This is a genomic window from Stenotrophomonas sp. 28608_Sma (assembly GCF_056486185.1).
Map to the genome: position 1 here is coordinate 2176643 of NZ_CM151308.1, position 21656 is coordinate 2198298.

Sequence of the window (21656 nt, forward strand, 5' to 3'; positions counted from 1 at the left end):
TCTGCATGTCTTCCCACGCCCCCGCTCATCCCGTTGCCCCGGCCGATCTGGCTGCACCGTCCATCGTCGTGCACAAGTTCGGCGGCACCTCGGTGGCCGATGCCGAACGCTACCGCCATGTTGCCGGCCTGCTGCTGGCCCGCCCCGAATCGCTGCAGGTCACTGTCGTCTCGGCGATGAAGGGCGTCACCGACGCACTGATCGATCTGGCCCAGCTGGCAGCCAAGGGGGACGAAGGCTGGCGCGAGGCCTGGCATGCGCTGCGCGCGCGCCACCGTGGCGCCGCCGTGGCCCTGCTGGGCGAGCAGGTGGGCGAGACCGTCGAATGGATCGACGCCCGCTTCGATCAACTGGCCGACGTGCTGGCGGCGTTGGCGGTGATCGGCGAGCTGCCACGCGAAGTACTCGACCGCGTGCAGGGCCTGGGCGAAGTGTTTTCCGCGCAGCTGCTCGGCACGCACCTGCAGGCGCTGGGCGCAGACTGTGCAGTGCTGGATGCGCGCGACGTACTGGTGGTGGGACATGGCGAACTGGGCGTGGATGTCGACTGGGAAGCCAGCGCCGACCGCCTGGCCAAGTGGCGCCTGCAGCATCCGCAGCCACGCCTGGTCGCCACCGGCTTCGTCGCCCGTGACCGTCATGACCGCATCACCACGCTCGGCCGCAACGGCAGCGATTACTCCGGCGCGATCTTCGCCGCGCTGTTCAACGCCGATGAACTGCACATCTGGACCGATGTCGACGGCGTGCTGTCGGCCGACCCGCGGCTGGTGCCCGAGGCGGTGCAGCTGGAGTCGCTGAGCTACGACGAGGCCTGCGAGCTGGCTTATTTCGGCGCCAAGGTGGTGCACCCGCAGACGATGTCGCCGGCGATCCGCCTCGGCCTGCCGATCTTCATCCGCAATACCTTCCAGCCGGCGCATCCGGGGACGCGCATCAGCGCCGAGCGCTCGCCGCGCGGGCCGGTGAAGGGCCTGACCCTGAGCCCCGGCTTGGCCCTGCTGAACCTGGAAGGCACCGGGCTGATCGGTGTGCCCGGTACCGCCGAGCGTGTGTTTGCCGCCCTGCGCCAGGCGCAGGTGTCGGTGGTGATGATCTCGCAGGGGTCGTCGGAACATTCGATCTGCTGCGTGGTGCGTGCTGCTGAAGCCGGCCGTGGCCGCGAGGCACTGCTGCACGCGTTCGCGCATGAGTTGTCGGTGGGCCAGGTGCAACGCGTGCAGGTCAGTGAGGGGGTCAGCGTGCTGGCCGCGGTCGGTGACGGCATGGCCGGCCAGCCCGGTGTGGCCGCACGTCTGTTCGAGGCGCTGGGCCGTGCGCAGGTGAACATCCTGGCGATCGCGCAGGGCTCGTCCGAACGCAACATTTCGGTGGCGGTGGACAGTGCCGATGCCACCCGCGCCCTGCGCGCTGCACATGCCGGCTTCTGGCTGTCGCCGCAGACCTTTGCGGTCGGTGTGATCGGGCCGGGCAACGTCGGTGCCGCACTGCTGGACCAGTTGCTTGCCGCACGCCCGCAGTTGCTGGCCAAGGCCAATGTGGATCTGCGCCTGCGCGCGCTGGCCTCGCGTTCGCGCATGCGCCTGGAAGTGGATGGCCTGCACGCCGACTGGCGGGAGGCCTTGCGCGAAGCGGGCGAGTCCAGCGATCTGGATCGTTTCACCGAACACCTGCTGGCCGCCCACCTGCCGCATGCGGTTGTGATCGACTGCAGTGGCAGTGCCGAGGTGGCCGAGCGCTATGAGGGCTGGCTGGCGGCCGGCATTCACGTGGTCACCCCCAACAAACAGGCCGGCGCCGGGCCGCTGCCGCGCTACCAGCGCATCCGCGCCGCTGCGGCGGCCAGTGGTGCGCGCTTCCGCTACGAGGCCACGGTCGGTGCGGGCCTGCCGGTGATCACCACGCTGCGCGATCTGGTCGATACCGGTGACGAGGTGCTGGCGATTGAAGGCATCTTCTCCGGCACGCTGGCCTGGCTGTTCAACCGCTTCGATGGCAGCCAGCCGTTCTCGCAGCTGGTCGCGCAGGCGCGGTCGATGGGCTACACCGAGCCGGACCCGCGCGATGATCTTTCAGGCGTGGATGTGGCGCGCAAGCTGGTGATCCTCGCCCGCGAAGCCGGCCACGCGCTCAGCCTGGAACAGGTACAGGTGGAAAGCCTGGTGCCGGCGCTGCTGCGCGATGGCAGCGTGGATGATTTCATGGCGCGGCTGGGTGAGTCTGATGCCAGCCTGCTGCAGCGCCTGCAGGACGCGCGGGCGCGGGGGGCGGTGCTGCGCTATGTGGCACAGCTGGGTGCCGATGGCGCCTCGGTCGGCCTGCAGGAACTGCCGGCCGATCATGCCTTCGCCAACCTGCGGCTGACCGACAACGTGGTCCAGTTCCGCACCCGCCGTTACTGTGACAACCCGCTGGTGGTGCAGGGGCCGGGCGCCGGCCCGGAAGTCACCGCGGCGGGTGTGTTTGCCGACCTGCTGCGGGTCGCGGCCGGTGAAGGAGCGCGCCTGTGATCGCACGTGCGTTCGCGCCTGCCTCGGTGGCCAACGTGGCGGTGGGCTTCGATATTCTCGGCCATGCCATTGCCGGCATTGGCGATACCGTGAGCGTGCACCGCATCGATGAGCCGCTGGTGCGCATCGAGGCGATCCGTGGCAGTGCCATTGAGTTGCCGCTGGATGCGGCTGGAAACACTGCGGGTGCAGCGTTGATGTCGCTGCGCGCAGGGCTGGGCCTGGACTTCGGTTTCGCGGTGGAGATCGACAAGGGCATTCCGTTCGGTTCCGGCATGGGCGGTTCGGCAGCGTCGAGTGTTGCGGCGCTGGTCGCCGCCAACGCGCTGCTGGATGTGCCGCTGTCGCGCGAGGCGTTGTATCCGTTTGCGCTGGATGGCGAGGCGGTGGCCAGTGGTGGCCGCCACGGTGACAACGTGGGGCCGCTGCTGCTGGGTGGTCTTGCGCTGTGCACGGCCGATCGGCTGCTGCCGATTCCAGTGCCGGCTACCTGGCACAGCCTGCTGGTGCATCCGCACGCGGTGCTGGAAACACGCCGCGCACGCCAGGCCCTGCAGGGCAGCTATGCGCTGGGCGAGTTCGTGGCGCAGAGCGCGAACCTCGCACTGGTGCTCAGTGGTTGCCATCGCAGCGATGCCGCACTGGTGCGGGCTGGATTGCGCGACGTGCTGGTCGAACCACGGCGGGCCGGCCTGATTGCAGGTTTCGAAGCAGCTCGCGATGCGGCGCTGTCGGCCCATGCAATGGGGGCGGGCATCTCCGGTGCCGGACCCAGCGTGTTCGCCTGGTTCGAGGACGCCGACCAGGCCCGCGCCGCTGCCGCACCGGTGCAGGCGGCATTTGCCGCCGCCGGTTTCGACAGCGATGCCTGGGTGTCGCCGCTGGATGCACCGGGAGCCCGCTTGTGCTGAATCCTTCCCCTTTACTGGATACCGAACCCATGCAATTTGTTTCGACCCGCGGCCAGTCTCCGGCCGTTGGCCTCAGCGCGGCGATCGCCGCCGGATTGGCGCCTGATGGTGGGCTGTACGTTCCGCAGATGCTGCCGGCGCCACGCGAGCTGCAGGCCGGGGCGACCCTGGCCGATACCGCCGCCGATCTGCTGATGCCGTTCTTTGCTGGCGATGCACTCGAGACTGCGCTTCCGGCGATCTGTCGTGAGGCGTTCGACTTCCCGGTGCCGCTGCGTGCGCTCGGCGACGGTGACCACGTGCTGGAGCTGTTCCATGGGCCAACGGCGGCGTTCAAGGATATCGGCGCGCGCTTCCTGGCCGGTACGCTGTCGCGGCTGCAGGCCGGCAAGGACCGCGATCTGACGATTGTCGTCGCCACCTCCGGCGACACGGGTGCTGCGGTGGCAGCGGCTTTCCATCGCCAGCCCGGCGTGCGGGTGGTGGTGCTGTATCCGGATGGCCGCGTATCTCCGCGCCAGGCGCATCAGCTCGGTTGTTTCGGCGACAACATCCAGGCCCTGCGTGTGGCGGGTGCGTTCGACGATTGCCAGGCGATGGTCAAGCAGGCACTGGCTGACCGCGAACTGCAGGCGCAGGTGCCGTTGAGCTCGGCCAACAGCATCAGCCTGGGCCGACTGCTACCGCAGATGAGCTATTACGCGCATGCGGCGTTGAGCCACTACGCGGCGCATCGTCGCCGGCTCAATCTGGTGGTGCCGACCGGCAACCTGGGCAATGCGATGGCGGCCGTGCTGGCGCGCGCGCTGGGCGTGCCGATCGGTCAGATCGTGCTGGCCACCAATGCCAATGCGGTGCTGCCGGCGTACTTCAATGGCGGCGAGTACCAGCCGCAGGCCAGTGTGGCGACGGTGGCCAATGCAATGGACGTGGGTGCGCCGAGCAACTTCGAGCGACTGCGCTGGCTCTACCACGGCGACGACGCGGAACTGCGTGCTGCGTTCCGTGCGTTCGCGGTGGATGACGTAACCATCCGCGCGACGATTGCGGCGGCGCATGCCAGCCGCGGCGAGCTGTTCTGCCCGCACACGGCGACGGCGGTGAAGGTGCTGCAGGACCTGCGTGCGCGTGGTGCGAAGGGCGACTGGGCGGTGGTGGCCACGGCGCATCCGGCCAAGTTCGAGGCCGTGGTCGAAACGCTGATCGGCGAAGCGGTGGCGGTGCCGCCTGCGCTGGATGCGTTGCTGCAGCGACCGGCGCACGCCGAACCGTTGTCGGCCGATTACGCGGCGTTGCGCGAGGTGCTGCTGCGCTGACTGGAGATGGACGTGGTTGCCGGCCAGCGGCCGGCACTACCGGAGAGATACAGCACGGATCGGGCGCGGTTGCCGGCCAGCGGCCGGCACTACCAGGGAAATGCATTCGGGTAGTGCCGGCCGCTGGCCGGCAACCCCACGGACCGCGATACGGTCAGATCAACCCTTCACCGGCCAGCGTGCGCAGCCCATCCTCGTCGAGGATCTCCACCACGTTCAGGTGGGGCAGGGCGATCAACCCCTGCTGGCGCAGCTTGGTGAAGGTGCGGCTGACCGTTTCCATGGTCAGGCCCAGATGGTCGGCGATATCGCCGCGGCCCATCGGCAGCGATACGCGCATGCCGTCGCCACCGAGCTTGGCCTCACGCGCGGCCAGGCGCAGCAGGAAATCAGCCAGCTTCTCGGCCGGCTGCAGGCGCGCCAGTGCCAGCGCGGCGTCCTGCGCGGCATCCAGTTCCTGGCAGGCACGCTGCAGCAGCTTGCGCTCCAGGTGCGGGAAACGGCTGCGCAGTGCCTTCATCTGTGGCAGCGCGACGCGGCATACGCGGCTGTCGGCGATGGCCTCGATGTCGTAGCGATGGTGGTCGCTGCCGCTCAGGCCCAGGTAGTCGCCGGGCAGCACGAAGCCGTTGATCTGACGGCGGCCGTCGGCCAGGGTGCGCACCAGGCGCAGTGCGCCGCCGGTCAATGTATAGACATGGTCGCGCTCTTCACCGGTGCGGGCCAGCGTGCTGCCCATGCTGACCTGCTGCGAGACGGTGACCTGCTCCAGCGCCTGCACTTCATCGGGCGACAGCGCCGAGCACACCGCAAGGTGGCGAACCGAGCAGTGCAGGCAGTCCAGCGTGGTGCAGGACGGCGAGGCGGGATCGTTGGTGGCGGGCGGAGCGCCGGAAGGCCGTGACATGTTGCGGGGGGCGTATCGCGGGCGGGGAGGGCCTTATGATACTTCAAGCGGCCGTTCGACCCTGCTCGTGGCGGGGGCGCTAGAATGTCGCCCCCTCCCACGTCCCGTTCCAGCAGGAGTTCCGCCCGTGATCAAGCCCCGTACCCCGCCCGGCACCCTTGAACTGCTGCCGCGCGAGCAGATTGCGTTCCAGCGCATGCTGGACGTCATCCGCCGCAACTACGAGCGCTTCGGGTTCCTGCCGGTGGAGACGCCGGTGTTCGAGCTGTCCGATGTGCTGCTGACCAAGTCCGGTGGCGAGACCGAGCGCCAGGTGTATTTCGTGCAGTCCACCGGCGCGCTGGCCAATGCCGCCGAATCGGGTGATCGTTCACTGCCGGAAATGGCGCTGCGCTTCGACCTGACCGTGCCGCTGGCACGTTATGTGGCCGAGCACGAACACGAATTGACCTTCCCGTTCCGTCGCTACCAGATGCAGCGCGTGTACCGCGGCGAGCGCGCCCAGCGCGGCCGGTTCCGCGAGTTCTACCAGTGCGACATCGATGTGATCGGCAAGGACAGCCTGAGCGTGCGTTACGACGCTGAAGTGCTGGCGGTCATCCATGCGGTGTTCTCGGAACTGCGCATCGGTGACTTCAGCATCCAGCTGAACAACCGCAAGCTGATGCGCGGCTTCTTTGAAAGCCTGGGTGTGGCCGAGGGTGAGCGCCAGCTGGCGGTGCTGCGCGAAGTGGACAAGCTGGACAAGCGCGGCGCCGATTATGTGCGCGAGACGCTGGTGGGCGAGGGCTTCAACATCCCGGCAGAACAGGTCGAGAAGATCCTGGCGTTCGTCGCCGTGCGTTCGCAGGGCCATGCCGATGCGCTGGCGCAGCTGGCCACGCTGGAAGCCGACGCCGGTTCTTCGGAGATCCTGCGCACCGGCGTCGCCGAACTGCGCGAAGTGCTGCAGCTGGTGCAGGCGCTGGGCGTGCCGGAAACCGCGTACTGCCTGAACTTCTCCATCGCGCGCGGCCTGGATTACTACACCGGCACCGTCTACGAGACCACGCTGACCGACCACCCGCAGATCGGCTCGATCTGCTCGGGCGGCCGTTACGAAGACCTGGCCAGCCACTACAGCAAGTCCAAGCTGCCGGGCGTGGGTATCTCCATTGGCCTGTCGCGTCTGTTCTGGCAGCTGCGCGAGGCCGGCCTGATCGACGGCATCGAAGCCAGCAGCGTACAGGCGCTGGTGGCGCTGATGGACGAGCAGGGCATGCCGCAGTCGCTGGACATTGCCCGCCGCCTGCGTGCCGGTGGCATCAACACCGAAGTGCAGATGGAGCCGAAGAAGATCGGCAAGCAGTTCCAGTACGCGGCCAAGGCCGGCATCCGCTTCGTGGTGCTGACGGGTGAGGATGAACTGGCGCGCGGCGTGGTGGCAGTGAAGGACCTGCTGCGCGAGCAGCAGTTCGAAGTCTCCCGCGACGAGCTGGCCAGCACCCTGCTGGTGGAGCTGGAGCAGTCCAAGGCGATGGTGTGAAGCCTGCCGCCGCAGGAGTGCTGAGCGTGCTCCTGCTGGCGGGCTGCCAGAGTGATCCGTCGCTGCACAGCACGCGGATCGGACCGGCGCAGTACCGGCTGGCGGTTGATCGCTGCCATGCGATCGACCGCGCACAGCTGGAGGACGATCTGCAGGCCCTGGCCTCGCGGACGTGCCGGGCGGGAGCGGGGGCGTTGGAGAACATCCAGTCCCTGCCGAGCCGGCAGGGCAGCCTGTTCGGTGAATGCCTGCGGCGCGGGGCGCTGCAGGCCGAGGTGCACTGTCTGCCCTGAGTCGGGCCAGGTTGTTGATTTGAAAGCAGAACGCCCACCCTTTGGTGGGCGTTCTGCGTTTCTGAACGAAGCGCAGTCGAGCATGGCTTGTATGTTCCTCCCGGCTCCTACGCGGTATGTAGGAGCCAGGGTGGAGGGACCGTCAAGCATGCATCTGCGGATACTAGCCGACAGACGAGTCGAGCGATCCCCATCCCGCACACGAACGTCGATAAAGGATCGTACGGCCCCCAAAGGGGATCGTCGATGTAGGCAAGCTAACGTCGGTGCGGTACCACCCCAGCCCCTTAAAGATAGCTGGGAGCCGTACAAATGTCTGATTCTCTCGATATTGGCGTGGACGTGGACTCCAAGGAGTTCGTACCGGCAGTGGCCGACCGCAAGGCCGGCGACAGGATCGCCAACACCCGGGCCGGCATAGCCCAGTGGCTCAACACCTTGCCCCAGCGATGCCGGATTGGCATGGAGGCGACGGGGCGGTACTACGAGTTGTTGGCTCGGATGGCTGGCCAGGCAGGCCACGTTGTCTATGTGATCAATCCACGTCTGATCAAGCACTACGGCCGGGCGACGGGCTCGCGTGGCAAGACGGACGCCATGGACGCCGAAGCGATCGCCCGGTACGTGAAGAAGGAGAACGATCGCCTGCGTGAATACGTACCGCGTACCGACGAGCAGCAACAGATGCACGATTTGCTGCGCAAGCGGCAGACGCTGGTAAAGACACGCGCGCGCCTGGAGCAATCCTTCGGGGTAAGCAAAAGTGCCCCCGGGGAGCTGTCAGATCTGTTCTGCGCTCTGGCTGGGACGCTGTCCGAGCTGGAAAGCGAACTGCAGCGCTTGGGTCGCGATGGAGAGCATGGCACGCTCTACAAGCGCCTGTTGACCATCCCTGGTATCGGCCCCGCCGTCGCCGCTCACCTGATTTACTACATGACGCGCTGGCCGTTGGCCAACGCCAACGCGTGGATCGCCTGCACGGGCCTGGATCCCCGGCCCAACGAGTCTGGCGGCAGAACGGGACGGCGTCGGCTGTCCAAACAGGGCGCGCCAGTGCTGCGCCAGATGCTCTACATGGCCGCCATGGGGCTCAAGCGGTGTCGTCGGGGGCAACCGCTCTACGACGAGCTGTCAAAACGCGGTCACCCCAGCACCGCCGTCTTCAACATCCTGGCCAGAAAGCTGGCCAGGATCGCCTGGGGTGTCTTCAAAAGCGGCCGGGACTTCGATCCGGCCATGCTGAAGGTGGGTCAAGCCTGCTTCCAGCAGGCTTGACCACGAACATAGGATCTCGACTCTACAAAAGCCGTTCTCGATCACTTTCCCAGCGAGATCCAGCAGATCGCGGCCAACTGTCGAAGGCGGGGAGGGTCCGGTGGCAGGGGTGTGAGCGGCATGGATGCCGCGACCAAGCCCCCATGGATGGGTTAACGGCGTCCCCTGTCACCGGACCCTCCCCGCCAACGCTCAGCAAATCAGCATTTGCTTTTGCTCTGGCTCTTGGCGGGTGCAGGGCAGCAGCCCTGCCGCCCCCTCAATCCTCGATTTGACGCACTGCGCAAGAATGCGCTAATGTACTAATGCGCTATTACATTGATGCATGGATACGACCCCGTGAAAGCCCGCCCCGAGATTGCCGCCAAAGACCCGAAGGCCGACCTGGAAGCCCTGGCCCAAGCCTTTGCCGCCCTGCGCGAACCGGAACAGGTCGAAGCCTTCCTGCGTGATCTGTGCACCCCGGCCGAGCTGGAAGCCATGGCCGACCGCTGGAAAGTGGTGCCGCTGCTGCAGCAGGGCGTGCCGTACCGCGAGATCCACGAGCGCACCGGCGTCAGCGTGACCACCACCGGACGGGTGGCACGCACGCTCGAGCATGGCCATCAAGGCTATGCCGCCGCCATCGACCGCCTTGCTTCGCGCTGATCCGCGCCCCGTTCCGAACTTCGAGACATCCCCCATGAGTGCAACCCAGGCAGCGCCGGCACGAGACCGGCTGCGTATCGCCATCCAGAAGAGTGGCCGGCTGGCCGAACCCGCGCGCAACCTGCTCAGCGCCTGCGGCCTGAGCTGGCGCGAGAGCCGCGACAAGCTGTTCTGCTACGGCGAATCGCTGCCGGTGGACCTGCTGCTGGTGCGCGACGACGACATCCCCGGTCTGATCGCCGACGGCGTCTGCGACCTCGGCATCGTCGGCCGCAACGAGCTGGACGAACAGGCCGCGGCACGCCGTCAGATCGGCCTACCGGACGCCTACCAAGCGCTGCGCGGGCTGGGCTTCGGCCAGTGCCGGCTGATGCTGGCGGTGCCCGAGGAACGGCAGTGGCAGGGTCCGGCGCAGCTGGCCGGCACCCGCATCGCCACCAGCTACCCGGCCATCCTCAAGCAGTGGCTGGCCGATCAGGGCGTGGACGCACAGGTGGTCGAGCTGTCCGGTTCGGTGGAAATCGCCCCGCGCCTGGGCACCGCCGACCTGATCTGCGATCTGGTCTCCAGCGGCGCCACCCTGCGCGCCAACCAGCTGACCCCGGTGCACAACCTGCTCGACAGCGAGGCGGTGCTGGCCGGCGCGGTGCGCGCGCCGGATGATGCACGTGCATCGCTGCGCGCGATGCTGCTGCGCCGCCTCGACGGCGTGGTTCAGCTACAGGACCGCAAGCTGCTGATGTTCCGTGCCAGCGAAGATCGCGTCGACGCGCTGGCGCAGCTGCTGGCCGATGCCGAGCCGCTGGTGCGGTTGCCGGCCGATGGCGGCGCGCTGCGCCTGCAGACCATGTGCCCCGGCCCGTTGAGCTGGCAGCGCATGGAGGAACTCGAGCGTGCGGGTGCGCAGGGCCTGATGGTACTGAGCGTGGAGCGGTCGCTGGCATGAACCGTCTGATCTGGTCCCGACTTGATGAGGCCGCGCGCAGCGCGGCATTGACCCGCCCGGTGCAGACCGTGGCGCAGCAGACCCGTGACGCGGTGGCGGCCCTGATTGCACAGGTGCGCGCGCAGGGCGACGACGCATTGCGTGCGATTACTGCACGTTTCGACCGTGTCGAGCTGGCCTCGTTTGAAGTTTCCGAAGCCGAATTCGCCGCTGCCGAAGCCGCTGTGCCCGCCGAACTGCGACAGGCGATGGTCGAAGCCGCCGAACGCATCGCGCGCTTCCACGCCGCTGGCATGGGCAAAGGCTATGCAGTTGAAACCGCGCCGGGCGTGGTCTGCGAACGCATGTTGCGTCCGATCGGCCGGGTGGGCCTGTATGTGCCGGCGGGCAGCGCGCCGTTGCCGTCCACCGCGTTGATGCTGGGCGTTCCGGCGCAGCTGGCCGGCTGCCCGCAGGTGGTGCTGTGCACGCCGCCGCGCGCCGATGGCAGCGCCGATCCGGCGGTGCTGGTAGCCGCGCGCCTGACCGGCGTGCAGCGCGTGTTCAAGCTGGGTGGTGCGCAGGCGATCGCCGCGATGGCCTATGGCACGGCCAGCATTCCGGCTTGTGACAAGCTGTTTGGGCCCGGCAACAGCTTCGTCACCGAAGCCAAGCAGCAGGTCGCACAGGATGGCGCCGCCGCCATCGACATGCCGGCTGGTCCCTCCGAAGTACTGGTGATCGCCGATGCCGGCGCCAATCCGGCGTTCGTTGCCGCCGACCTGCTGTCGCAGGCCGAGCATGGTCCGGATTCGCAGGTGCTGCTACTGACCGACGATGCCGCGATGCTGGCGGCGGTCGAGGCAGAGGTGGAGCGCCAGGTGGCCCTGCTGCCGCGCCAGCAGATCGCGCGACAGGCGTTGTCGGCGTCGCGGCTGATCCAGGTCGATTCGCTGGACGAGGCCTTCGCGATCAGCAACCGCTATGCGCCCGAGCACTTGATCCTGGCGCTGCGCGAACCGCGCGACTGGCTGGGCCAGGTGCAGGCGGCCGGCTCGGTGTTTCTGGGCGATTACACCCCCGAAGCGCTGGGCGACTACTGCAGCGGCACCAATCACGTGCTGCCCACTGCGGGTGCCGCGCGCGCCTACAGCGGTGTCAGCGTGGCCAGCTTCCAGAACCTGATCAGCGTGCAGAGCGCCAGCGCTGCCGGCTTGGCGGCAATCGGCGGCTGCGCACGCATCATCGCCAGCGCCGAAGGCCTGGATGCGCATGAGCGTGCGGTTGCGCTTCGCATGGAGGCGGCGGCATGAACGCGGATATCGATGATGTGCTGGCGCTGGTGCGCCCGGATCTGCAGGCCTTCGACGGCTACAGCTCGGCGCGCAGCGCGGCGGTGCAGGGCGAGGTCTGGTTGAACGCCAACGAGTCGGCCTGGGCCAATCCGGCTGATGCGGCGGGCAACAGCCGGCGCTATCCGGAACCGCAGCCGCTGGCGTTGCGTGAGGGCTTGGCGGCGCTGTACGGCGTGACGCCGCCGCAGCTGCTTATCGGCCGTGGCAGCGACGAAGCCATTGATCTGCTGGTGCGTGCCCTGTGCGTGCCGGGCCGCGATGGCGTGCTGGTTACGCCGCCGGTGTTTGGCATGTACGCGGTCTGCGCGCGCTTGCAGGGCGCCGCACTGATTGAAGTGCCCCTGGTGGATACCGAAGACGGCCTGCGTGCCGATCTGGATGCTGTGATCGACACCGCCAGGGCACGCAATGCCACGCTGGTGTTCCTGTGCGCACCGTCAAACCCGGCCGGCAGTGACATCGCCCTGGACGAGGTCGAACGCGTGGCGGTTGCATTGCGCGGGCAAGCGCTGGTGGTGGTGGACGAGGCTTATGTCGAGTACGCGCAGCGCCCGTCGGCGACCACGTTGCTGGCCACGCACGCCAATCTGGCAGTGCTGCGCACGTTGTCGAAGGCGCACGCACTTGCGGCCGCGCGCATCGGCACCCTGATCGCCGCGCCGGAACTGATTGCCGTACTGCGGCGCTGCCAGGCGCCGTACCCGGTGCCGACCCCGTGCGCCGAGCTGGCCGTGCAGGCGCTGCAGCCGGCCGCACTGGCACGTACCGCCGAGCGCGTGGCCACGGTAATCGCCGAGCGCGAACGTCTGTTCGCTGCGCTGCCGGGCCTGCCTGGCGTTCGTCGCGTGTACCGCTCGTCCGGCAACTACCTGCTGGTCCGCTTCGCTGATGCGCAGGCAGCGTTCGACACCTTGCTGGATGCCGGTGTGGTGGTGCGCGACCAGCGCGCCGCGCCGCAGCTGGGTGATGCACTGCGCATCAGTATCGGCAGCCCCGAAGAGAATGACCGCGTGCTTGCGGCCCTGTCGGCGCGGAGGGCCGCAGCATGACACCAATCCTGTTCATCGACCGCGACGGCACCCTCATCGAGGAGCCGTCCGATTTCCAGATCGACGCCTACGAGAAGCTGCGCTTCGTGCCGCAGGTGATCCCGGCGCTGCTGAAGCTGCGGGATGCCGGCTACCAGTTCGTGATCGTCACCAATCAGGATGGCCTCGGCAGCGACAGCTACCCGCGCGCCAGCTTCGATGGCCCCAACGAGCTGATGCTGCAGATCTTCGAGAGCCAGGGCATCACCTTCCGTGACGTGCTGATCGACTGCAGCTGGCCGCAGGACAATGCGCCGACCCGCAAGCCGGGCATCGGCTTGATGACAGGCTACCTGCAGGACCGCAGCATCGACTGGGCGCGTTCGGGCATGGTTGGTGACCGCATCACCGACCTGCAGTTCGCCGACAACCTCAACATCCGTGGCTTCCAGCTGCGCACCGAACAGTTCGGTGGCGAGTGGGACTGGCCGGGCATCGCCCACGCACTGGCCGACGCGCCACGCACCGCGGTGGTCCAGCGCAACACCAAGGAGACGAAGATCCGCGTTGAACTGGATCTGGACCGTGCCGGTGATGCGCGCATCGCCACCGGGCTGCCGTTCTTCGACCACATGCTGGAACAGATCGGCAAGCACGGCGGGTTCGCGCTGGACATCCAGGCCGAGGGCGACCTGCACATCGACGAGCACCACACCATCGAGGACACCGGGCTGGCGCTGGGTCAGGCCCTGCGCGAGGCGCTGGGCGACAAGCGCGGCATCGGCCGCTACGGCTTCACCCTGCCGATGGACGAGACCCTGGCCAGCGCTGCGCTGGACTTCAGCGGCCGCCCCTATTTCGTGTTCGAGGGCGAGTTCAAGCGCGAGCGGGTGGGTGACATGCCGACCGAGCTGGTGCCGCACTTCTTCCGTTCGCTGTGCGATGCCAGCGGCCTGAACCTCAACCTGCAGGTACGGGGCGACAACGATCACCACAAGGTCGAGGCCTGCTTCAAGGCGCTGGCACGCGCGCTGCGCCCGGCATTGGCCCGCCAGGGCACGGCACTGCCGAGTACCAAGGGGGCGTTGTGAGCGACGTCGCGCTGATCGATGCCGGTGGTGCCAACCTGGGCTCGGTGCGCTACGCATTGGAGCGCTTGGGCGCGACGGTGCGGCTGGTGCGCGATGCCGACGGTCTGGTCGGTGCGCAGCGGGTGATCCTGCCCGGCGTCGGCGCCGCCGGTCCCGGCATGCAGCGCCTGCACGCGCAGGGCCTGGTGGAGCCGCTGCAACGACTGGAAGTGCCGCTGATGGGCATCTGCCTGGGCATGCAGCTGCTGTTCGAGCGGTCCGAGGAGGCCGGCGTCGAGACACTGGGCTTGATTCCCGGCGTCGTGCGCAAGCTGGTGCCGGCCTGTGGCATCCGCGTGCCGCACATGGGCTGGAACCGCCTGCTTCCGCTGCGCGAATCGCTGCTGCTGCAGGGCGTGCCGGAGCGCGCCAGCGCCTACTTCGTGCACAGCTACGCGGCGCCGCTCAATACCCACACCGTCGCCGCCTGCGACCACGGCGGCCTGTTCACTGCGGTGGTGGAGCAAGGGCGCTATTACGGCGCGCAGTTCCACCCCGAGCGCTCGGGCGAAACCGGTTCGTTGATGCTGCGCAACTTCCTCGAGGGCACTGCTGCATGAGTTTCATCGTCTATCCCGCGCTGGATATCCGCGATGGCCGCGTGGTGCGGCTGCGCCAGGGCGACTATGCGCAGGAAACCTCGTATGGCGACGATCCGCTGCCGCGCGCACAGGCCTTCGCCGCGCAGGGCGCGCAGTGGATGCACCTGGTTGACCTGGATGCGGCGCGTGCAGGTGGCTACACGCTGGCGCCGCTGTTGGCATCCATTCGTGCGCAGACCCCGCTGCAGGTGCAGACCGGTGGTGGCGTGCGCGGCCGCGACGACGTGGCGCGCATCCTCGACGCCGGCGCCGGCCGCGTGGTGGTGGGTTCGCTGGCAGTACGCCGCCCCGACGAAGTGGTCGGCTGGCTGGAAGAGTTCGGCGCCGAGCGCATCACCATCGCGCTGGATGCCCGCCAGGATGCCCAGGGCCAATGGCAGCTGCCGGTGCACGGCTGGACCGAGAACGCCGGCGTGACCCTGGATGACCTGGCCCAGCGTTATGTGCGTGCCGGCATGCGTCACCTGTTGTGCACCGACATCGCCCGCGACGGCATGCTGGCCGGGCCCAACATCAGCCTCTACCAGCACCTGTCGGCGCTGCTGCCGGGCGTGGCGGTGCAGGCGTCCGGTGGCATCCGTGACGTGGCCGATGTGGCCGAGGCGCGTGCTGCCGGCTGCGGCGGTGCCATCCTCGGCAAGGCCCTGCTGGAGCAGCGCATGGACCTGAGCGAGGCGCTGGCATGTTGAGCCGCCGCATCATTCCGTGCCTGGACGTGCGCGATGGCCGCGTGGTCAAGGGCGTGCGCTTCCGCGATCACGTCGACATGGGCGACATCGCCGAGCTGGCGCAGCGCTACCGCGACCAGGGTGCCGACGAGCTGGTGTTCTATGACATCGGCGCCAGTCCCGAAGCACGGTCGGTTGACGTTGCGTGGATCGAGCGCATCGCGCGGCTGATCGACATTCCGTTCTGCGTGGCCGGTGGCATCGACAGCGTGGAAACCGCGCGTCGCGTGTTGTTCGCCGGTGCCGACAAGGTGTCGATCAACTCGCCGGCGCTGGGCCGCCCGGAGCTGATCACCGAGCTGGCAGATGAGTTCGGCGTGCAGTGCGTAGTGGTGGGTGTGGACTCGGTACGCGAAGCGGACGGCCAGTGGCGGGTACGCCGTTTCAGCGGCGACCCGGACAAGACCCAGGCGGTACCGCTGCGGACCCTGGACTGGATCGTCGAAGCGCAACGGCGTGGGGCTGGCGAGATCGTGCTGAACTGCATGGACAGCGACGGTGTGCGCCGTGGCTACGATGTCGTGCAGCTGCAGCAGGCGCGGGCCCTGTGCCAGGTGCCGCTGATCGCCTCGGGCGGTGCCGGTGCGATGGAACACTTCGCCGAGGCCTTCGACCAGACCGACGTCGACGGCGCGTTGGCGGCCAGCGTGTTCCACAGCGGCGCCATCGCCATTCCGGAATTGAAGCGCTACCTGCGCGGACAGCAGATCGAGGTGCGGGATGTCTATTGAAGTGAGGCCATCGCTGGATGCGCTGCAGGCGCTGGACTGGGGCAAGGGCGACGGCCTGCTGCCGGCGGTGGTGCAGGATGCCGACACCCTGCAGGTGCTGATGCTGGGCTATGTCAGCGCCGAATCGCTGGCTGCCACGCTGGCCATCGGCCACATGACCTTCTTCAGCCGCAGCAAGCAGCGGTTGTGGACCAAGGGTGAGCAGTCCGGCAACGTGCTGGTGGTGCAGTCGATCAGTGTCGACTGTGATGCCGACACGCTGCTGGTGATGGCACGCCCGGCCGGGCCGACCTGCCACACCGGCGCGGAGAGCTGTTTCGACGGGGCACCGAAGGACTTCCTGGGTGGGCTGGGCCAGCTGGTGGCGATGCGCGAGGCGCAACGCCCGCCGGGCAGCTACACCACCAGCCTGTTCGAGGGCGGCATCCGCCGCATCGCGCAGAAGGTGGGCGAGGAGGGCGTGGAGACGGCTCTTGCGGCGGTGGCGCAGGACGACGAGGCGCTGCTGGGCGAGGCCTCGGACCTGCTGTACCACCTGTTGGTGCTGCTGCGCGCGCGCGGGCTGTCGCTGGATGATGCGCGGGCGGTGCTGGAAAAGCGCCATCGTTGAGCTGCGGTAGTGCCGGCCGCTGGCCGGCAACTCATGCTCGCCTGGCATCTGAGGGCTGCCGGCCAGCGGCCGGCACTACCGGCATGCGTCATCGCGTGCGCGATGTCACCAACGGAATCTACAATAGGCGGTCTTTCTTTACCCGGACCGCCCATGAAACTGCCTGCCGCCTGGCTGTGCTGCCTGTTGCTGACCTCGCCGGCCTGGGCCGCGGATACCGTGGTCAGCGGCAAGGTCTACCTGGAGCGCGACGGCAAACCCGGGCGCGGTGCGACCGATCCGGGCCTGGCCGGGGTGCAGGTCTCCAACGGCGAGGCCATCGTCAAGACCGCCGCCGATGGCAGCTACAGCCTGCCAGTGCGCGACGGCCAGACCGTGTTCGTGATCAAGCCCGATGCGTATTCGTTCCCGAAGGCGGCCGATGGCCTGCCTTCGTTCTGGCGCCACTACCGCCCAAACGGTTCACCGGCACTGAAGTACGGTGGCATCGCCGCGACCAGCGACGTCACCCGCAACTGGGATTTCGCCCTGCAGTCGGATCGCCATGACAGCCGCCGTGGTTTCCAGATGCTGGTGTTCACCGATTCGCAGACCGCCAGCCTGAAGGACATCGGCTACTACCAGCAGTCGATCGTGGCGCCGCTGGTTGACCAGACCAGGGCGCGCATGGGCACCACCCTGGGTGACATCGTCAACGACGACCTGACCCTGTACCCGGCGATCAACAAGGTCACTACCCAGCTTGGCGTGCCGTGGTTCCACGTGCCGGGCAATCACGATCTCGACTTCGATGCGGCCAGCGACGAACACTCGCTCGACAGCTGGCGCAACATCTACGGCCCGGACACCTACGCGGTGGAAGAGGGTGGCGCCAGCTTCGTGTTCCTGGACGACGTGGTCTACGACCCCAAGGCCAAGCCGAAGTACATCGGCGGCCTGCGCGAGGACCAGTTCGCCTTCCTTGCCAGTTACCTGAAGGGCCTGCACAAGGACCGCCTGCTGGTGCTGGGCATGCACATCCCGCTGTTCGACGCGGCGCCGGGGCGCGAGACCTTCCGTCACGCCGACCGCCAGCGCCTGTTCGACCTGCTGAAGGACTTCCGCAACGTGCTGGTGCTCAGCGGCCACAGCCACACCCAGCAGCACGTCTACCACGGCAAGGCCGAGGGCTGGAACGGTGACAAGCCGCTGCACGAATACAACGTCGGTGCCAACTGCGGTGCGTTCTGGTCGGGCGTCAAGAATGCCGCCGGCGTGCCGGACAGCACCATGAGCGACGGCACGCCGAAGGGCTATGCATTGCTCGACGTGGCCGGCAACGGCAGCTATCGCCTGCAGTACCGCGTGGCCGGCCAGCCGGCCAGCGAGCAGATCGGCCTGCATGCACCCAAGGTGCTGCGCCAGGGGGCCTATCCGGCGTGGGGTGTCTACGCCAACGTCTACATGGGTGAGGACGCCAGCGTGGTCGAGTACCGCGTCGATGGCGGCGCCTGGCAGCCGATGAAGCAGGTCAGCCAGCCCGACCCGCGCCTGATGGTGGAGAACGTGGCCGATGATCTGGCCAACAGCCTGCGCGGCTACGACCGCTCGCCGGAAGCCACCGCATCGCCGCACCTGTGGCGTGGCGCGCTGCCGACCGATCTGGCGGTGGGCACCCACAAGGTCGAGGTGCGTTCGACCCAGCCCGACGGCGCGGTGTTCACCGCCACCACCAGCTATAGCCTGCAGACTGCCCAGCCCTGATCCAGGGCGCCGCTGCCCAACGCGAAAGGACCCCGCATGGATATCCGCTTCATGGCCGGCACCACGCCGGTGACCCTCAGCCGCCACTGGTTCACCGGCGCGATGCTGCTGCAGAGCGCTACCGAGAAGGTCTGGGTGCAGCATCCGCTGCATCCGGGCACCCACTTCTCGTTCTCGCTGGTACAGTCGTGGATGCGGCGGATCGCCGGTCACGAAGTACTGGTTGAGCGCACCCGGCCGTTGTTGTTCGCCGGCTTCCGCCCGCAGCGCCTGCGCGTGCTGGTGGACGGGGTGCAGGTGGCCGAACAGGAAGGCATGTAGGCCAACCTGAACCATCGGCGCGCTAGGCAAAGCCGCCCCGATGCCTGAGAATCGGGGCGATTCAATCGATCCAAGCAGGCCAGCGTGACCATCGCAGCAGCGTCTCCGGTTTCTACCGACTCCGCCCGCGGCGGTCTTCCGCGCCGTCTCGTTGTCGCCGATGTCGGCGGCACCTTCGCCCGTCTGGCCTTGGCTGATACCCGACCCGGCCAGGCGCCGCTGCTGGGCAGCCATCGCACCTATGCCTGCGCCGAGCACCCCAGCCTGGCCGCGATCCTGGCCGATTTCACCAGTGGCCTCGGCCAGCCGGTGCAGACCGCGGTGGTGGCCATCGCCGGCCTGCTCGATGGCGATGTGCTGATCAACTCGAACCTGCCGTGGACGGTCTCGCTGTCGACCACGCGCGAACAGTCCGGCCTGCGCGAACTGCAGCTGATCAATGATTTCGAAGCGGTGGCGCTGGCCATCCCGTACCTGCAGCCGGAAACCCTGGTGCCGCTGAACGGCGACGCCGATCCAGCCCAGGCCTTCCCGGCGCTGGTGCTGGGCGCGGGTACCGGCCTGGGTGCCGCGCTGCGTTTCGCCGATGGCGAGCGTCCGGTGCTGGCCAGCGAGATCGGCCATGCGGCGCTCGGCGCCGGCAACGCGCTGGAACTGCAGGTGCTGGGCAAACTGCTGCAGCGCTGGTCGCACGTGGACAACGAACGGGTGCTGTCCGGCAGTGGCCTGATGAACCTGTATCCGTGCCTGTGCGAACTGCGCGGCGTCACCCCGGTGTGGACCAGCACCGAGGCACTGATCGGCGCCGCGCGCAGCGGAGAAGACGCGCTGGCCGTGGAAACACTGCAGGTGTTCTGTGCCTGGCTGGGCAGCCTGGCCGGCGACGCAGCGATCGCCGTCGGCGCGCGCTCGGTGTACCTGGCCGGTGGCATTTCCGCGCATGTGCAGGATTTCCTGGCCGATGGCCGCTTCCGTGAGCGCTTCCTCAACAAGGGTGTGCTGACCGAGGTGCTGCGCCAGGTACCGGTGTGGCGCGTGGAGCATGGCCAGCTGGGCGTGCTCGGCGCAGCGGTCTGGCACGCCGCACGGCAGCCCACGCACGACTGATCGGCAGGGCCGGCATCGGGCCGGCCGCGCATTGCAGACTGGGAGGGGAGAATGGTGGATCGCAGGCAGTTCCTTCAAGCCGGCGCACTGGCCGCAGGCATCGCAGCATTACCGGGCGTGCAGGCGCGCAGCCAGGGCGGGGCGAAGGTCGTATCAACCTGGGATTTCGGCGTGCCGGCCAACCAGGCCGCATGGAAGGTGCTGGTGCAGGGTGGCAGCGCACTGGATGCGGTCGAAGCCGGTGCACGCTGGGCCGAGAGCGAGCTGTGCAACCCCACCGTCGGCCATTGCGGCAACCCGGATCGCGACGGCGTGCTGAGCCTGGACGCAAGCATCATGGACGGCGATGGCCGTTGCGGTGCAGTGGCCGCGCTGGTCGACATCCTGCATCCGGTGTCGGTGGCGCGCAAAGTGATGGAGAACAGCCCGCACGTGCTGCTGGTGGGCGAGGGCGCGCAGCAGTTCGCGGTGCAGCAGGGTTTCGAGCGCAAGCACCTGCTGACGCCGCAGGCCGAAGCGGCCTGGCGCGAGTGGCTGAAGACCGAGAAGTACCAGCCGCAGATCAATGCCGAGCGCCGCGGTATTCCCGGCAACAGCGACAACCACGACACCATCGGCATGCTGGCACTGGATGCCAATGGCCATCTGGCCGGTGCCTGCACCACCAGCGGCATGGCGTGGAAACTGCACGGTCGCGTTGGCGACAGTCCGATCATCGGTGCCGGCCTGTACGTCGACAACGACGTGGGCGCGGCCACCGCTTCGGGCGTGGGTGAAGAGATGATCCGCAACGCCGCCTCGTTCCTGGTGGTCGAGCTGATGCGCCAGGGGCGCTCGCCGGCGCAGGCCTGCCGCGAAGCGATCGACCGCGTGGTGCGCAAGCGCCCGGAAGCGAGCAAGACACTGCAGGTCTGCTTCCTGGCCATGAACAAGCAGGGCGAGGTCGGCGCTTACGCGCTGCATCGCGGCTTTGTCTACGCGGTCTGCGATGGGCAGCGCCAGGATGACCTGCGCGACTCGCCATCGATCTACACGAGCACCCAGACGTGAGCACGCGGCTCACCCTGGAGATCGCCAGCAATTCGCTGGCATCGGCGCTGGCCGCGCAGGCCGGCGGTGCCGACCGCATCGAGCTGTTCGACAACCTGGCCGAAGGCGGCACCACACCGTCGTTCGCCAGCATTGCGATTGCCCGCGAACGCCTGTCGATTCCGCTGTTCGTGCTGGTGCGGCCGCGCCCGGGCGACTTCCACTACGACGCGCTGGAAACCGAACTGATGCTGCGTGACATCGCGCAGTGCCGCGCACTGGGCTGCGATGGCGTGGTGATCGGCGCGCTGGATGTACAGGGCGGGATCGACGTGGCGCTGTGCCGCGAGCTGGTGCAGGCTGCCGGGCCGTTGCAGGTGACCTTCCATCGCGCCTTCGATGCCGCCCGCGATCTGCCCGCCGCGCTGGAGCAGGTGATCGGGCTGGGCTGCCAGCGCGTGCTGACCTCGGGCGGTCAGGTCAGTGCCGAGGCGGGTGCCGATGTGCTGGCAGGCCTCGTTACCCACGCAGCAGGCCGCATTACGGTGATGGCTGGTGCCGGATTGGCACCGGGCAACATCGCTACCGTGGCAAGGCAGACCGGCTGCACCGAACTGCACGCCTCGGCCAAGGGCCTGCGCCGCTCGGCCATGCAGTTCCAGAACCCGGCGCTGCGCGGACTGGACCCGGACTGGAGCCAGACCGCAACCGCCACCGTAGCCGCGCTGCGGCAGGCGCTGGACGCCTGATCGCAAGTCCCGGGTCGGATCCCTTCGCAGAAGGGCTCTGACCCCATCTGGATGCGCACGCATTGCCGAAAAGCGACGCTTTTGACGCGCTCGAATAGCCAGAGCATTCGCCAAACAGCGGAACGCAGGGGCATCCGTGTTTCCGACTGGACGATCCAATCGAGATTCTCGACAGTGGGGGCCCACATCCCTGTGGCAACGATCCTCCTTCTG

General features: G+C 68.0%; 21 protein-coding genes. 20 read left to right on the forward strand and 1 reads right to left on the reverse strand.

Annotated features, from left to right (window positions below):
• Positions 1-5 precede the first annotated feature (5 nt).
• From thrA to thrC, 3 genes are read left to right on the forward strand one after another with little or no spacing between them, the layout of a single operon-like run.
• Positions 6-2510 carry a bifunctional aspartate kinase/homoserine dehydrogenase I gene (gene thrA / locus ACZLHH_RS10265; RefSeq protein WP_180844075.1) on the forward strand — a complete coding sequence of 835 codons (2505 nt, stop codon included), beginning with the start codon at positions 6-8 and terminating at the stop codon, positions 2508-2510.
• Positions 2507-3421 (forward strand): homoserine kinase, encoded by a 915-nt coding sequence (locus ACZLHH_RS10270; RefSeq protein WP_180844074.1) that lies wholly within the window; start codon positions 2507-2509, stop codon positions 3419-3421. The genes thrA and ACZLHH_RS10270 overlap by 4 nt, the downstream gene beginning before the upstream one ends.
• 29 nt (positions 3422-3450) lie before the next feature.
• On the forward strand, positions 3451-4737 hold the full coding sequence (thrC, locus tag ACZLHH_RS10275; protein WP_071228887.1) for a threonine synthase: 1287 nt from the start codon (positions 3451-3453) through the stop codon (positions 4735-4737).
• A 154-nt stretch (positions 4738-4891) separates the two neighbouring features.
• Here thrC and ACZLHH_RS10280 read toward each other — a convergent pair whose 3' ends face one another.
• On the reverse strand, positions 4892-5644 hold the full coding sequence (locus ACZLHH_RS10280; protein ID WP_180844073.1) for a Crp/Fnr family transcriptional regulator: 753 nt from the start codon (positions 5642-5644) through the stop codon (positions 4892-4894).
• A gap of 127 nt (positions 5645-5771) precedes the next feature.
• On the opposite strand from ACZLHH_RS10280, the gene hisS reads away from it, so the two are divergent.
• From hisS to ACZLHH_RS10365, 17 genes are all read left to right on the forward strand, one after another.
• Complete coding sequence (hisS, locus tag ACZLHH_RS10285) at positions 5772-7169, forward strand: histidine--tRNA ligase (RefSeq protein WP_180844072.1); 1398 nt, start codon at positions 5772-5774, stop codon at positions 7167-7169.
• A gap of 26 nt (positions 7170-7195) precedes the next feature.
• A complete protein-coding gene (locus ACZLHH_RS10290) occupies positions 7196-7462 on the forward strand; it encodes a hypothetical protein (RefSeq protein WP_256201512.1) in 267 nt (88 codons plus the stop codon).
• Between the two features lie 312 nt (positions 7463-7774).
• Positions 7775-8737 carry an IS110 family transposase gene (locus tag ACZLHH_RS10295; protein WP_132808894.1) on the forward strand — a complete coding sequence of 321 codons (963 nt, stop codon included), beginning with the start codon at positions 7775-7777 and terminating at the stop codon, positions 8735-8737.
• Positions 8738-9076: 339 nt separating this feature from the next.
• Positions 9077-9385, forward strand: a complete 309-nt coding sequence (locus tag ACZLHH_RS10300; RefSeq protein ID WP_180844071.1) for a YerC/YecD family TrpR-related protein — start codon at positions 9077-9079, stop codon at positions 9383-9385.
• Positions 9386-9419: 34 nt separating this feature from the next.
• Positions 9420-10331, forward strand: a complete 912-nt coding sequence (gene hisG / locus ACZLHH_RS10305) for an ATP phosphoribosyltransferase (protein WP_180844070.1) — start codon at positions 9420-9422, stop codon at positions 10329-10331.
• Positions 10328-11623 carry a histidinol dehydrogenase gene (gene hisD / locus ACZLHH_RS10310; protein WP_049398513.1) on the forward strand — a complete coding sequence of 432 codons (1296 nt, stop codon included), beginning with the start codon at positions 10328-10330 and terminating at the stop codon, positions 11621-11623. The genes hisG and hisD overlap by 4 nt, the downstream gene beginning before the upstream one ends.
• Positions 11620-12714 (forward strand): histidinol-phosphate transaminase, encoded by a 1095-nt coding sequence (gene hisC, locus ACZLHH_RS10315; protein ID WP_071229229.1) that lies wholly within the window; start codon positions 11620-11622, stop codon positions 12712-12714. Before hisD ends, hisC begins: the two co-directional genes overlap by 4 nt.
• Positions 12711-13784 carry a bifunctional histidinol-phosphatase/imidazoleglycerol-phosphate dehydratase HisB gene (hisB, locus tag ACZLHH_RS10320; protein WP_071229228.1) on the forward strand — a complete coding sequence of 358 codons (1074 nt, stop codon included), beginning with the start codon at positions 12711-12713 and terminating at the stop codon, positions 13782-13784. Before hisC ends, hisB begins: the two co-directional genes overlap by 4 nt.
• Positions 13781-14383 (forward strand): imidazole glycerol phosphate synthase subunit HisH, encoded by a 603-nt coding sequence (gene hisH / locus ACZLHH_RS10325; protein ID WP_008268504.1) that lies wholly within the window; start codon positions 13781-13783, stop codon positions 14381-14383. Before hisB ends, hisH begins: the two co-directional genes overlap by 4 nt.
• Positions 14380-15114 carry a 1-(5-phosphoribosyl)-5-[(5-phosphoribosylamino)methylideneamino]imidazole-4-carboxamide isomerase gene (gene hisA / locus ACZLHH_RS10330; protein WP_180844069.1) on the forward strand — a complete coding sequence of 245 codons (735 nt, stop codon included), beginning with the start codon at positions 14380-14382 and terminating at the stop codon, positions 15112-15114. Before hisH ends, hisA begins: the two co-directional genes overlap by 4 nt.
• The gene (gene hisF, locus ACZLHH_RS10335) at positions 15108-15884 is read left to right on the forward strand and encodes an imidazole glycerol phosphate synthase subunit HisF (RefSeq protein WP_180844068.1); all 777 of its coding nucleotides are present in this window, start codon (positions 15108-15110) and stop codon (positions 15882-15884) included. The genes hisA and hisF overlap by 7 nt, the downstream gene beginning before the upstream one ends.
• Complete coding sequence (hisIE, locus tag ACZLHH_RS10340) at positions 15874-16494, forward strand: bifunctional phosphoribosyl-AMP cyclohydrolase/phosphoribosyl-ATP diphosphatase HisIE (protein ID WP_180844067.1); 621 nt, start codon at positions 15874-15876, stop codon at positions 16492-16494. The genes hisF and hisIE overlap by 11 nt, the downstream gene beginning before the upstream one ends.
• A gap of 153 nt (positions 16495-16647) precedes the next feature.
• Complete coding sequence (locus tag ACZLHH_RS10345) at positions 16648-18237, forward strand: calcineurin-like phosphoesterase C-terminal domain-containing protein (RefSeq protein ID WP_180844066.1); 1590 nt, start codon at positions 16648-16650, stop codon at positions 18235-18237.
• Positions 18238-18273: 36 nt separating this feature from the next.
• Positions 18274-18558 (forward strand): hypothetical protein, encoded by a 285-nt coding sequence (locus ACZLHH_RS10350; RefSeq protein ID WP_076738991.1) that lies wholly within the window; start codon positions 18274-18276, stop codon positions 18556-18558.
• Positions 18559-18642: 84 nt separating this feature from the next.
• Positions 18643-19665 carry a glucokinase gene (locus ACZLHH_RS10355; RefSeq protein ID WP_180844065.1) on the forward strand — a complete coding sequence of 341 codons (1023 nt, stop codon included), beginning with the start codon at positions 18643-18645 and terminating at the stop codon, positions 19663-19665.
• Between the two features lie 51 nt (positions 19666-19716).
• A complete protein-coding gene (locus ACZLHH_RS10360; protein WP_180844064.1) occupies positions 19717-20715 on the forward strand; it encodes a glycosylasparaginase in 999 nt (332 codons plus the stop codon).
• Positions 20712-21443, forward strand: coding sequence for a copper homeostasis protein CutC (locus ACZLHH_RS10365; protein WP_180844063.1), 732 nt, complete (start codon positions 20712-20714; stop codon positions 21441-21443). Before ACZLHH_RS10360 ends, ACZLHH_RS10365 begins: the two co-directional genes overlap by 4 nt.
• Positions 21444-21656 lie beyond the last annotated feature (213 nt).